Origin of the sequence: Gordonia sp. 852002-51296_SCH5728562-b (assembly GCF_001665475.1) — a bacterium.
GTDB classification, from domain to species: Bacteria; Actinomycetota; Actinomycetes; order Mycobacteriales; family Mycobacteriaceae; genus Gordonia; species Gordonia sputi.
Map to the genome: position 1 here is coordinate 16,357 of NZ_LZMI01000036.1, position 11,886 is coordinate 28,242.

Consider the following 11,886-nt stretch of genomic DNA (forward strand, 5'->3'; position numbering starts at 1 on the left):
CGTCGGGCCAGCGTGTCGGCCGGGTCGGCACACCGGTCAGTTCACGCGGTGGTCAGGCGGCGTCGGCCAGCGGTGGGTCGGCGCCTCCTGGTGGGTCGATGCCGCCGAGCCACCAGGGGCTGGCTGGTGGGGCTGGACCTGTTGGCGCGTCTGGGTCTGTGGGCGAGTCGGGGTCGGGTGGATCAGCGAGGTTCCATTGGATGTCGACGCGCGGGCTAAGGCGCAGGGTATCGCTCAAGGGCAGTGCGCCCACCAGAGCGAGCTCGACCCGCCCGCGGGGCGGGTCCGGCATTGAGGGCGGAGGCACAATCGCGGTAACAGTTGTGTCTGTGGCGATTCCGCTACCGGCCGCGCGTGCTGCGGCGGCGGCCTCGTTGCTGATGTGCTCGGCGGCGAGGTAGTCGTGGAAATCGGCTCTGACGTCGGCGATGCGGTTGATGCGTTCGGGATTCTCGGGCATACCGGGCTTGGCGTTCAATCGCCACGCAACACGCCCGGTATCGGGTCCGTCGGTGATCATGCGGGTGGTGAACTGGCCAGGCTTTTTACCGACCCGCCGATTGTGCACATCACACGCCGGCACCAACTGGTCGATATCGGTCAACCCGCCGTCGGCCCAGTCCTTGGCGGCGTGATGCATCTGCACCCTGCTCGCGGGCTGATTACACCCCGGTGCCGAACACATTTTCCCGCCCGCCGAGGCAAACGACGCCAACCGCTGCCCCAACGACGCGATCCGCTTCGACCGACCCAAATACAACGGGATGCTGGTGTGGTCACCGAACACCGCCAAATACTGACTCGCACCGGCGGAAGCGGCCATCTCGATCACATCGTCGATCGGGAGGAGCGTTCCGGACGTGGTTTGCGCGATCCCTGCTTGTGCTTCCAACTCGTGCAGGCTGGTGGTGACGATCACCTGGATCGGTAATCCCCGATGGGTGTTGCCGAGCATGCCGGATTCCAACACTTGCCCGAGTAGGGCGGAGAAGGCGTCGTGGTTGCGTTGGGCGGGTGAGCGTTGATCCCGCAGCGCTGCCGCCGCGACCTGTTCAGCATTGGCGGTGGTGATCGGCCCGACGGGCGAATCGGGGTCGTCGGGGTTGTTCATGCCGGGTTTGGCCCACGAGTCCAACACGGTATCGAGCCGTGCGCGGGCGATCGGATCCAAATCGGCGGTCAACCGCGACATCAACTGTGCGTTTTGCCGGTTCACCCACAAGCGTCGTCGTCGTTTGCGGTCTTTCGGGTTGGTGAGTGTTCCATCCGGGTCGAGATGGGCGAGTAGCCGTGAACCGAGGTTGGTGATTTCGGCGGGCGTGAACTCGGTCGCGTAGCCGGCCATCTGTGCTTCGGCGGCAGCTTTCGTCTCCGCCGAAATGTCGGCGGGGATCGCCTCCAACACTTCGAGTACCGCGCGGACGTGTGCGCCGGCGACGCGCCCTTCCACGACGTAGCCGGCCAACGTGGGACACGCGGGTAATAGGCGGTCACCGCAGATGGTGGTGAATGAGCCGGTCGCCGCGATCACCCGGTACCGGGCTGCCGGATCACCGATATGCAGGCGCTGGCCCATGAAGTTGCGAATGTCGCGGAAACCCAACGAGTGGGGCAGGTCGCGGTCGGACGCTTCCACGATCAAGCGGTCGGTGACCGCGCCGGCCGTCCGCAGTGCTAGCCGTTCGGCCTCGACGGTGGCTTCGACGAGCACGTCGTCGGACACCAACGACACATCCACCGTCGCCAACTCATCCAACACCGCAGCCAGGCGTGACAGTTTCTCGGCGACCACCGCATCCGCAGACCCCACCGCCGCCGTGGCCAAAGCCGAAGGCGCACGGCCGTTTCCGCCGTCGCTGCTGTTGCGTTTGCTGTTCACGTGCCGCCACCCCCGCCCCAACGTCGTGTCGAATATGTGTTCTACACTACCCGACAATGCGGGCACCGTCGAGGAAAAATCGAAGAAACTTTCGAGCCATCGAAACCGATGACGCCAGGCTGATCGACCAGTTGTCGGCGATTCGGACTCACGCAGAATCCGCGGTACCGATTCAGGGGCTCAACTTCAGGCGCTCAACAAATCGCGCGTTACCTGCAGCTGGCCCAGGTGCTGGGCAAGCTCGTGTACGACATGCAGCACAACCCACTGCGGCGTGACGGTGTCGAGGTCGACACTCGCGCGTGTTCCGCGTGCATCGCGGCCCGCAATTCCGTTGCGCAACATACGCGTCGCCCACACGTCCATGTCGGCGCGGACCTGCGCGATGCGCACGACGAGATCGTCGCGCGTTCCGGTGGCCTCGAACTCCCCCGACCGATCACGGGGCAGGTCCAATCCGCAGCCGAATGTTCCCAGCCACCAGCGGGTCATCTCGATGCAGTGGTGGACAATCGCGTACGGCGCGTTGGAGCCTGCGACCGGCAGTCTGCTGTTGAGGTCGGCGTCGGCCACGCCGTCGAGCGTGGCGAGAATGCCGTCCCAGCATCGATCAGCGGTGTCACGAGCGGCCTCAAACCAGAGATCCATCGCTACAGCGTGTCACGTTCGAATCATCGTGACCTTGCAGGAACCGCCATCTCGGCGCAGTAACGAACTTCGACCCTCGTCGACGAATCCTCGTCAAGAGCGTCACATGTCGACATAGTGGAGTGTGGAGTCCCCAACCGAGTGACTCCCAACGAGGAAAGGGTTTACCCATGGCACTCGACGACGACGACATCACCACCTCCAGCCCAGGGGGCGAAGGTCCTGCCGATGGCGGCTCGAATCCCGGCGGACACGACGGCGGCGCAGACGGCACCGCCTCACCCGGCGAAGGACCAGCCGACGGCGGCTCCAACCCCGGCGGACACGACGGCGGCGCAGACGGCACCGCCTCACCCGGCGAAGGACCAGCCGACGGCGGCTCCAACCCCGATGGGCACGACGGCGGCGCAGACGGCACCGCCTGAGTGACGACAATGCTGAGCCGCTGCATCGCCATCGACCCCGACACGTTCGCGCGTGATCACTGGGGTCGGCGTCCTCTGCTCAGCAGATCGGACGCGCTCCCCCGCGACTTCGACGACCTTCTCTCGCCGCGCAGCGTCGACGAGTTGATCGCCGAGCGCGGGGTGCGTGCACCGTTCATCCGGATGGCCAAGGAAGGCGGCCTGGTAGGCAAAGAGAACTACCTCGGGCCGGCCGGTTTCGGTGCGGAGATGCCCGATCAGGTCGATTCGGCAAAAGTGCTGGCGCAGTTCGCCTCTGGTGCGACGATCGTTCTACAGGGGTTGCACCGACTGTGGCCGCCCATCATCGACTTTGTGCGCGGGATGGTCGACGACCTCGGACACCCGGTACAGGCCAACGCCTACATCACCCCACCCGCAAACCGCGGTTTCGATCCCCACTACGACGTGCACGACGTCTTCGTACTGCAGATCTCCGGCAGCAAGCATTGGCGGGTTCACTCCCCGGTTCACACCGATCCCCTCGCCGACCAACCCTGGACCGACCACCGCGATGCCATCGAGGCGCGCAGTCATGAGGAGCCGGTGATCGACACCGTCCTCGAACCCGGCGACGCCCTGTACCTTCCGCGCGGATGGCTCCATTCGGCAGAAGCTCTCGGCCACACGTCGATTCATCTCACGGTCGGGGTATCGGCTGTCACTGCCTTCGATCTGGTCCGGGCGGTCGTCGACCAACTCGGGACAGTCGAATCGCTACGCGCCGCGCTGCCGATGGGTACCGACTTCACCGATCCCGACGAGTCAGCGGCGCTGGCAGCCAAGACAATTGATGCCGTCATCGACGTATTGCAGGCCAACACAACAGATCTGGCCGAAAGCACCGCTGCACGGTTGTCGACGATCCACGCCGAGCGAACCCGACCCGCGGCAGTTCGACCGCTCGCCACACTCGACGCAGTCAACTCACTCTCCGAACACACGACGGTGAGTCGACGCCACGGCCTCGTCGTCGAAGTCCGTCGTGCGTTGCAACGTACCGAAATTCGCCTTCCCGATCGGACCATCAGCTTCCCCGACTACTGCACAGAGGCACTCGAGGCCGCAGTATCCGGAGCCACCGTCACCGCGGGTGAACTACCGGGACTCGACGCCGCCGACAGCCTCGTGCTGATTCGCAGACTGCTTCGTGAGGGCGTCGTCGTTCTCGAGAGTGGATCGGTTCCAACCGGATGACCCGTCGTCCTCCGTGTAGCGTGCAATCCGCGGAGCGCGGTGATCCGATCTACGGCACAGCCTCGGCGGGAACGTTGTGGGTCCTGCTCGAACTCGGTGGTGCGTGGGGACATTCGGCGTTCCTGCAATCGCCGTCCATCATCGACCCCGACCTCGGTCTGAGCATCGTGCGTCGGGTCGAGAAGCAGCGCATGCGGATTGTCGCGATTCGACGACCGGGACGCCGACCGCAAGCACCACGGTGGCGTTGGTTCATCGTGGACTCCACGCCGGGAGCAGAAAGCGTGCACGCTGGCGAAGTCGACGGTCCCGCAGGCTATCTCGACCTCGCGCTCGACGGGTCCGACGGTGCTCCATCGACCGAACCTCTCGTCGCAGTGTGCGCGCACGGTAAGCATGACCAGTGCTGTGCAGTTCGGGGTCGGGCCGCGACAGCATCGATCGCGTCGGCGTATCCGGAGTGGACGTGGGAGTGTTCACACCTCGGTGGTGACCGCTTCGCCGCGACAGGGCTGATCCTTCCGCATGGTCTCTGTTACGGACGACTCGACACCGCCGTCGACCCAGCGTCCATCGTCGAGCTGTACACCCAAGGGCGCCTTGTGGATTCACTGCTGCGTGGACGTACGTCACTCCCCCACGCCGTGCAGGCCGCACAGCACTTCGCCCGTGTCGAGACCGGAGATGACCGCATCGACTCGTTCGCGCCGATCGACGTCACACACGTCGATGGGCGGATCCGCGTCCGTCTGACGGGCCACGTCGGCCCCGTCGACGTGGTGCTCGGTGAGGAGTTCTCCGAGCCGCTGTTTTCGATGTGTCAAGCGAATGTCGCTGGACGCGTACGGCAGTTCACGCTGGACTCCATCGCCTTCGGACAGGTCGCCGCGACCTGACCGTGACCCTGTATCGATCGGTGGTCGGCGACGTATCGAGCACGCGTCACCCACGTCGACGAGCGCCGTCGGCGTCGGTGAGCGCGCATGCTCGACTCATGGGAATCAACAAGAACGACACCGTCGAATGGAATACGTCCCAGGGACCGACGCATGGGCACGCGAAGGAAAAGCGCACATCGCCATTCACCTTCGACGGTCAGAAGTTCAATGCAAGCGACGACGACCCGTACTGGATTGTCGAATCGTCGAAGACCGGATCGCAGGCCGCACACAAGGAGTCGTCGCTCACCAAGAAGTGAGTGATTCGTACCCACATTCTCGACAGGTCACATATTTTCGAAGGCCCGACCGAGTTCGGCACCGACGTCGATGATGCGAGCAGCTTTGACCTCGGGCTTGTCGATCTCTTCCGCCACGTGCTGGGCGACAAAGCGCTTGATTTCGGTGTCGACCTGACCGACGGCACGAATGAATTCGCCACGCAGGTTGTGTGACGCGACGCCCACGATCACGTCTTTCGGCCGCGGCGGAGTGACGTCGATCCGCAACTCCAGCGGCTCGGCGGCACGAACGGTCAACGGAAGTGTGATCAGCCCGTCGACGTCGTACTTGATGCGATCGACTCGCAGATCCACGACGAGACCGATGGTCAGCATGATCTCAACGGTGAACGTGATCAGTTCGCCGACATTGCGCGCGATACGCGGCTCGCCGATCTCGACGTGCGCGGTCACGCGAGCGAGCCCACCGGGGCCGGACGGGATGGGCCCGACGTCGAAAGATCCACCCGTAATGGAGGAGAACGCCGACCCCACCCGCTCTTCGGTCACGGCGACCTCGAAGAACCGGCGGCCGAACTCTTCGTACGTCAGCTGCGTCATCCCCTTCATCGTGCCATTTCATCGATCGTCATAGAACACGTTCGCCTCGATCCGGCGCGGCGAGTCGTACCCTCGGGACATGTCTTTTCAGGGCTTCCCCGAGGCCGCCCTCGATTTCTACGACGACCTCGAGGTCGACAACAGCAAGGCTTTCTGGGAACAACACAAGCAGACATATCAGAGCGCTGTGGCCGCACCGATGCGTGAGCTGACCGACGCACTTGCCGACGAGTTCGGTGAAGCGAAGCTGTTCCGCCCCTACCGCGACGTCCGGTTCTCGAAAGACAAGTCGCCCTACAAGACCCACCAGGGTGCCTACGTTGCCGTGGCACCGGCGACCGGCTACTACGTGCAGATCGGTGCACCGGGCGTCATGGTGGGTGCCGGCTTCTACGACGCTTCCGCCGAGCGATTGTCCGCGATGCGCACAGCCATCGACGATGATCGACGTGGCCGCGAACTCGAACAGATCGTCGCCGACCTCACCGCGACCGGCTGGGAGGTGGGCGGAGGTCGTCTCAAAACCGCACCACGAGGCTGGGACCCGGGACACCCGCGCATCGAACTGCTGCGACACAAGACGTTCACCGTGTCACACCCCTACGGGTTCGACGCGGTGATCCATACGCCGGAGTTGGTCGACCGCGTGCGGGACGACTGGCGAACGACGGCGTCGTTGATCGACTGGCTCACCCGACACGCTCTTGCGTGACCGCTGGTTGACGCTTACCGCGGAGAAGCGACGCCGTGGCAGCGCAGATCGACAACACGATGGACACACAGAACACGACGACCAGTCCGTCGTGGAACGGCCCGGAGAGCAGTTCCGGGAAGAAGGTATGGCCGGTGAGGGTCGCACGTTGTCCGTCGGTGACCTGGGTGAGCACACCGGTCCCTGCGAGAAGGTGCTCGATCGGGTTGACGCCGAGCAGCGCCGAGAACAGCGACGCGACGGGTGGAAGCTCCGCGACGTCCGTCGCCACTCCCGCCGGAACTCCCTGCCCCTGCAACCCCGTGGACAACGCATCCGGCAGCGTCGCCGAGAGTCCGACGATCATCAGCGAGAAGGACACACCGATCGACAGCGCGGTACCCGTGTTCTGGAATGTCGCGCGCATCCCGGACGCCACGCCACGGTAGCGAGCCGGAACGCTGCTCATGATCGACGACGTGTTGGGCGCGGTGAACATGCCTGTACCTATCCCGTTCAGAGCGATCAACAGCGCAAACGCCCAGTAAGGGAACATGATCGGCAAGAACAACAAGCCGACGAAGCTCGCCCCGAACAACACCATGCCGACCGTCGCGAAGCCGCGGGCACCGAACCGGTCGCTCATCGCACCGGTCAACGGACCCGAGATGAAGAAGCCGATTGTCAAGGGCAGCATGAAGATTCCCGCCCACAGAGGTGTGTCGGCGTAGTCGTATCCGTGGACCGGCAACCAGATCCCCTGGAGCCAGATGATCAACACGAACTGCAGGCCGCCCTGCGCCAACGAGGCACACAGTGCCGCACCGTTTCCGGCGACGAACGGTCGGATTCGAAACAGTGAGAGTTCGATCATCGGTTCGGCGACACGACGTTCGACGATCACGAATCCGACGAGCAGCAGCACTCCTGCGACGAGCAGACCCACCACGACCGGGTTGGTCCATCCCATCGTGTGACCGCCGTAGGGCTGTAGGCCTATCGTGATGGCGATCAGCAACGACGACAGTCCGATCGCGAAGCTCCCGTTGCCCAGCCAGTCGATCCTTCCGGGATGGCGTTCGCCGCTGTCACGAAGTTTGCGGTAGGCCCACACGGTGAAGAACAGGCCGACGGGCACGTTGACCCAGAAGACCGCCCGCCAATCCCACGCTGCAAGCAGACCTCCGAGAACCAGCCCGGTGAGCTGCCCCGCCAGTGCAGCAACCTGATTGAGCCCCAGCGCGAACCCGCGTCTGTCGGGAGGGAACGCGTCGGTCAGGATGGCCGCTGAGTTTCCGGTCAGCATCGAGCCGCCGAGGGCCTGCAACACCCGCCACCCGATCAGCCAGATCGCTGCGTTCGCTGCGTGAAAGGGGTCGAACGACAACAGGATCGACGCGACGGTGAACACCGCGAATCCCATGTTGTAGATGCGGACGCGGCCGAACATATCGCCCAGCCGACCCAGCGTGGTCACGGCGACAGCCTGGACGAGCCGGTAGCCCATGATCATCCACAGCAGGAACCCGATGTTGGCAGGTGCGAGCGGGTCGAGGCCGATGCCCCTGAAGATCGCGGGTAGGGAGATGATGACGATCGAGCCGTCGAGAGCCGACATGAACACGGCCGCAGTCGTATTCGAGAGCGCCACCCATCGGTATCGCGAGTCGGGTTCTTGCTCTACCGGCGTTAGGGTCGTCGACGCCGCGCTCACAGCGCGTCCGCGAGCCGGTCGAGTAGCGGCATGACGTCTCGGAGTTGCGCGATCTCGTCGTCGTCGAGCACCTGGCCCATCGCCTCCGCGATCGCTCGCGTCCGTTGACCGCGACGACCACGCAGCGCCTCGGCCCCAGCATCGGTCAATGCCAGCACGATTCGTCGTCCATCTTCGGGATCTGTTGCGCGACTGACAAACCCACGCCCCTGCAGCCCAGACACAGTGACACCCATCGACTGTGGGCTGACGTTCTCGCGGCGCGCCAGTTGCGCCGCCGTCGCCGGACCTTCCCGCTCGAGACGCGCGAGCACAGCCGTTTCGGGAGCGCTCGGATCGTCGGTCGCACGATGCTGCCGCAGTCTGCGCAACAGCGATCCGAGGATGATCCGGAACTCGGCCGCCACCTCGACTGTGGCATCGTCGAGGGTCGCCGACTGCGTGGTGGCATCGCGTTCAGGCATAATCATCAATCTATATTGATCAATTCAGGTTGATCAATTGCCACAAATGCGACCAGGCGGGTGCTCGTGCGCTGACCAGCGCCTATGTGCACGGCTTGTATGCACCGGTTCTCCCGGACGCACTGCAGGGGCCAAGCTGCGCTACTCGACCGTCCCGTCGACGTAGACCCAGGAGCCGTCGAATCGGCTGAATGTCGAGAGTTCGTGCATCTGCCCTCGACGTCCATCGGCCCGATAGAACGCCGTGAATTCGACCGTGCCTGTCGTATCGAAAGGACCGCCGCCGTTCACCGATTCGATGTCGAGACGCAGCCACCGCATGCCGTCATCGAGTTCCAGGTCGCCCGGTCGGGTGTCGGGATGCCAGCTGCGCAGCAGGTGATTTCGGTCGCCGACGGCGAACGCGGTGAATCGGGATCGCATCAACGCTTCGGCAGTCGGGGCACGACGCTCTCCGCGCAGGATCGGCCCGCAGCACTCGGCGAAGGTCAGACCGGTTCCGCACGGGCAGCGCGCATCGTCGTCGATCATCGTGCTCATGGCGGCCCAGCATATGCGGCCACGACCAATGGTCCCAGCCGACTGCCAGCGTCCGCCCATCACGGTGGCAGCGTCGGCGACTGTGATGGTGACATGACAACGATCACTCACCAACCATCAGTCATCCGCACCGCGCACGCCGACACCGTCGTGCTGATCATGGACGGCAGCGTTCGAGCTCACTCGCTCGCCCGACAGATTCTCGATCGGGGGAAGAACCTCGCCATCGCAGGGACCCGTGGTCACGATCTCGTCCCCTACGTCGATGCGGCCGTGCGCGATCGGGTCGTGACGGTCATCGCCGATCCCGCAGATCCGACGCAGATCGACGCGGTCATCGAGCGCGCGAGCGACACCCTCGGACCCGTGATCATGGTTGTCGATCCCGGCGGATTGCTCGCCGATGTTCGCGCCGCCGACCGTCACGCCGCCTGACACGCGCCGCGCCGGGCGACAGTGGTCAGGGGTAAGAAGCCGGTCTGGGGTAAGAAGCAGTCTGCGGTAGAGCTACGTCAAGAACCGCCCGGTCGGCGTCAAATTCGCGTCAGAGACGCTCGCGCACCCATCCACCAGCGATACAACGTCCTTCGTGGCATTACCCGGAACACTTACGCGAGCATGGGCGCGCGACGAGACATCATTGTCGAACTCCTCGGCTGACCAGCCAAAAGCTTCACCTCAACGCGACAAGCGTCGCCTGACCGCGACGACGGGGCTGGCAGCTCTCTCGTTGGATGCGATGGCGTCGGTCGCCTACGGGCCCGAGGCAATCGTCCTCGCACTCGCCGCGGCAGGTGGCAACGCGTTGGGACTCACGCTTCCCGTCAGCGCCGCGATCGTCGTACTCCTGGCGGTGTTGGTGCTCTCCTATCGACAACTGATCGCCGCGTTCCCCGACGGTGGCGGCGCCTACGCTGTCGCGAAAGCCCATCTCGGGCGCCGCGCATCATTGGTCGCCGCGGCGTCGCTCGTGATCGACTATGTCCTCAACGTTGCCGTATCGGTGACTGCCGGAACCGCCGCACTCACGTCCGCATTTCCCTCCGCTGGGCGCTACACCGTCTGGATCGCGCTCGCGGTGCTCGCACTGATCACAGCCGTCAATCTGCGCGGAATCGTCAGCAGCGCCAGGGCTTTCATCACCCCGACCGTTGTGTTCGTGGTGAGCATCGCGTCGGTGATTGTCGTCGGCCTCGTCAGCGGCGGCAACCACAGTGCCCGCAGGTCGACTCACAGACCGTCGGCACGATCGGAATCCTGTTGGTACTCAAGGCATTCTCCAACGGCTGTGCGGCTTTGACCGGAGTCGAAGCCATCGCCAATGCGACGCCGCAGTTCAGAGAGAATCGGATCCGTCGCGCGCAGCGTGCGGAGGTGGCGCTCGGTGTACTCCTCGGTGCGATGATGCTCGGCATTGCCGCCCTCGTGGAGCGTCTGCACATCCACCCGCAGGCAGGCGTCACCGTGCTGTCACAACTGACAGAGAGCGTATTCGGCCGCGGCGCAATGTATTACGTGGTGCAGATAGCCACAATCGTGCTGCTCGCTCTGGCTGCGAACACGTCATTCGGCGGGTTGCCGCAACTGATGAAAGTTGTTGCGAGCGACGATCACCTACCGCATCGGCTCACCCGCAGGACTCGCAACGGCGTGTACCGCAACGGGGTGCTGATCCTCGCGGGGGCATCCGCGCTACTGATCGTCGTCTCGGGTGGAGACGTCAATGCCCTCGTCCCGTTGTTCGCCATCTGCGTGTTCATCGGCTTCACGCTCGCGCAGGTCGGGCTGGTGCGTCACTGGTCGGTGACGCGTTCACACGGTTGGCGACGACGCGCGGCTCTCAACGGCTTCGGCGCCGTGCTCACAGCCGTGGCGGCCGTGGTCCTCACCGTGATGAAAGCCGGCGAGGGTTCACTCTGGGTCATCCTCGTCCTGGCACTGCTCGTGGCAGCGATGGAGTTGCTGGCCAGAAGTTATCGACGCACACGGGAACTCGACATTCGCACAGCCGCCGACACGTCACACTCCGGCGAACACCGTCGACACTCCTTCGCCGGCCAGGGCCTCGCCGTCGTACCCGTCTCGTCACCGCTGTGCTGTGCCACCAACGACGCGCTGCACGCTGCACGCGCATTCGGTCGCGAGGTCATGGCGCTGCACGTCGTCATCGACGGTGACGCAAGAGAAGGGGCTACCGACGGGGAATCGACTCGCGGGCACGATGACTTCGCCGCGGAGTGGCGGCGGTTTCACCCCCTCGACCACCTGGTCGAACTGCGTGCGCCGGACGAGGACTCTGTCGTCGACATCCTGGCCGACCATATCGCCGACCTCGCGCGTAACGACGATGTGCTCGTCATCATCCCCGACACCGCTTCGGACGCGCGCGCACGATTGTTGTCCTCGGGACGCGCCGACGACCTCGAGCGCACCCTGAAGCGCACTACACCCGCGTTGGTCACGAGGACCCGCACGAGCGTCGACGCGCGCCATGCGATGTCGTCGTGAA

General features: G+C 64.6%; 14 protein-coding genes. 8 read left to right on the plus strand and 6 right to left on the minus strand.

Features of this window, described 5'->3' with window-relative positions:
* Window positions 1-52: 52 nt before the first annotated feature.
* A complete protein-coding gene (locus tag A5766_RS07110; RefSeq protein ID WP_064904047.1) occupies window positions 53-1,879 on the minus strand; it encodes an HNH endonuclease signature motif containing protein in 1,827 nt (608 codons plus the stop codon).
* Window positions 1,880-2,065: 186 nt separating this feature from the next.
* Window positions 2,066-2,527: a mycothiol transferase gene (locus tag A5766_RS07115; protein ID WP_064904049.1), complete on the minus strand. Its 462-nt coding sequence runs from the start codon at window positions 2,525-2,527 to the stop codon at window positions 2,066-2,068.
* A gap of 170 nt (window positions 2,528-2,697) precedes the next feature.
* Here A5766_RS07115 and A5766_RS07120 point away from each other — a divergent pair, with 170 nt between their 5' ends.
* The 4 genes from A5766_RS07120 to A5766_RS07135 all read left to right on the plus strand — a co-directional run bounded on the left by A5766_RS07120 (window position 2,698) and on the right by A5766_RS07135 (window position 5,386).
* The gene (locus tag A5766_RS07120; protein WP_005208825.1) at window positions 2,698-2,952 is read left to right on the plus strand and encodes a hypothetical protein; all 255 of its coding nucleotides are present in this window, start codon (window positions 2,698-2,700) and stop codon (window positions 2,950-2,952) included.
* A 9-nt stretch (window positions 2,953-2,961) separates the two neighbouring features.
* Complete coding sequence (locus A5766_RS07125) at window positions 2,962-4,188, plus strand: cupin domain-containing protein (protein ID WP_064904068.1); 1,227 nt, start codon at window positions 2,962-2,964, stop codon at window positions 4,186-4,188.
* A complete protein-coding gene (locus tag A5766_RS07130) occupies window positions 4,185-5,084 on the plus strand; it encodes a sucrase ferredoxin (protein WP_039856937.1) in 900 nt (299 codons plus the stop codon). Before A5766_RS07125 ends, A5766_RS07130 begins: the two co-directional genes overlap by 4 nt.
* A 98-nt stretch (window positions 5,085-5,182) precedes the next feature.
* Window positions 5,183-5,386, plus strand: a complete 204-nt coding sequence (locus tag A5766_RS07135) for a DUF2945 domain-containing protein (RefSeq protein WP_005208831.1) — start codon at window positions 5,183-5,185, stop codon at window positions 5,384-5,386.
* 27 nt (window positions 5,387-5,413) lie between these two features.
* Here the strand turns inward: A5766_RS07135 and A5766_RS07140 are convergent, their stop codons facing one another.
* Entirely contained in the window at window positions 5,414-5,968 is a 555-nt protein-coding gene (locus A5766_RS07140; RefSeq protein ID WP_039856949.1) for a hypothetical protein, read from the minus strand.
* A 79-nt stretch (window positions 5,969-6,047) separates the two neighbouring features.
* Here A5766_RS07140 and A5766_RS07145 point away from each other — a divergent pair, with 79 nt between their 5' ends.
* Complete coding sequence (locus A5766_RS07145; RefSeq protein WP_064904051.1) at window positions 6,048-6,680, plus strand: DUF2461 domain-containing protein; 633 nt, start codon at window positions 6,048-6,050, stop codon at window positions 6,678-6,680.
* Here the strand turns inward: A5766_RS07145 and A5766_RS07150 are convergent.
* The 3 genes from A5766_RS07150 to A5766_RS07160 form a co-directional block, all read right to left on the minus strand.
* A complete protein-coding gene (locus A5766_RS07150) occupies window positions 6,658-8,373 on the minus strand; it encodes an MFS transporter (RefSeq protein WP_064862017.1) in 1,716 nt (571 codons plus the stop codon). The genes A5766_RS07145 and A5766_RS07150 overlap by 23 nt on opposite strands.
* Window positions 8,370-8,837 carry a MarR family winged helix-turn-helix transcriptional regulator gene (locus tag A5766_RS07155; RefSeq protein WP_064862018.1) on the minus strand — a complete coding sequence of 156 codons (468 nt, stop codon included), beginning with the start codon at window positions 8,835-8,837 and terminating at the stop codon, window positions 8,370-8,372. The genes A5766_RS07150 and A5766_RS07155 overlap by 4 nt, the downstream gene beginning before the upstream one ends.
* Before the next feature lie 141 nt (window positions 8,838-8,978).
* The gene (locus tag A5766_RS07160; protein ID WP_064862019.1) at window positions 8,979-9,377 is read right to left on the minus strand and encodes a YchJ family protein; all 399 of its coding nucleotides are present in this window, start codon (window positions 9,375-9,377) and stop codon (window positions 8,979-8,981) included.
* A gap of 93 nt (window positions 9,378-9,470) precedes the next feature.
* On the opposite strand from A5766_RS07160, the gene A5766_RS07165 reads away from it, so the two are divergent.
* The 3 genes from A5766_RS07165 (at window position 9,471) to A5766_RS07170 (ending at window position 11,885) form a co-directional block, all read left to right on the plus strand.
* On the plus strand, window positions 9,471-9,812 hold the full coding sequence (locus tag A5766_RS07165; RefSeq protein WP_064862020.1) for a hypothetical protein: 342 nt from the start codon (window positions 9,471-9,473) through the stop codon (window positions 9,810-9,812).
* Between the two features lie 154 nt (window positions 9,813-9,966).
* Complete coding sequence (locus A5766_RS25285; protein ID WP_267625413.1) at window positions 9,967-10,677, plus strand: amino acid permease; 711 nt, start codon at window positions 9,967-9,969, stop codon at window positions 10,675-10,677.
* Window positions 10,638-11,885 (plus strand): APC family permease, encoded by a 1,248-nt coding sequence (locus tag A5766_RS07170; protein WP_269449446.1) that lies wholly within the window; start codon window positions 10,638-10,640, stop codon window positions 11,883-11,885. The genes A5766_RS25285 and A5766_RS07170 overlap by 40 nt, the downstream gene beginning before the upstream one ends.
* Window position 11,886 lies beyond the last annotated feature (1 nt).

Coding starts and splice junctions, on each gene's coding strand:
- A5766_RS07115 (WP_064904049.1), bottom strand. CDS start 2,527: ATGGATCTCTGGTTTGAGGCCGCTCGTGACACCGCTGATCGATGCTGG.
- A5766_RS07120 (WP_005208825.1), top strand. CDS start 2,698: ATGGCACTCGACGACGACGACATCACCACCTCCAGCCCAGGGGGCGAA.
- A5766_RS07125 (WP_064904068.1), top strand. CDS start 2,962: ATGCTGAGCCGCTGCATCGCCATCGACCCCGACACGTTCGCGCGTGAT.
- A5766_RS07130 (WP_039856937.1), top strand. CDS start 4,185: ATGACCCGTCGTCCTCCGTGTAGCGTGCAATCCGCGGAGCGCGGTGAT.
- A5766_RS07135 (WP_005208831.1), top strand. CDS start 5,183: ATGGGAATCAACAAGAACGACACCGTCGAATGGAATACGTCCCAGGGA.
- A5766_RS07140 (WP_039856949.1), bottom strand. CDS start 5,968: ATGACGCAGCTGACGTACGAAGAGTTCGGCCGCCGGTTCTTCGAGGTC.
- A5766_RS07145 (WP_064904051.1), top strand. CDS start 6,048: ATGTCTTTTCAGGGCTTCCCCGAGGCCGCCCTCGATTTCTACGACGAC.
- A5766_RS07155 (WP_064862018.1), bottom strand. CDS start 8,837: ATGCCTGAACGCGATGCCACCACGCAGTCGGCGACCCTCGACGATGCC.
- A5766_RS07160 (WP_064862019.1), bottom strand. CDS start 9,377: ATGAGCACGATGATCGACGACGATGCGCGCTGCCCGTGCGGAACCGGT.
- A5766_RS07165 (WP_064862020.1), top strand. CDS start 9,471: ATGACAACGATCACTCACCAACCATCAGTCATCCGCACCGCGCACGCC.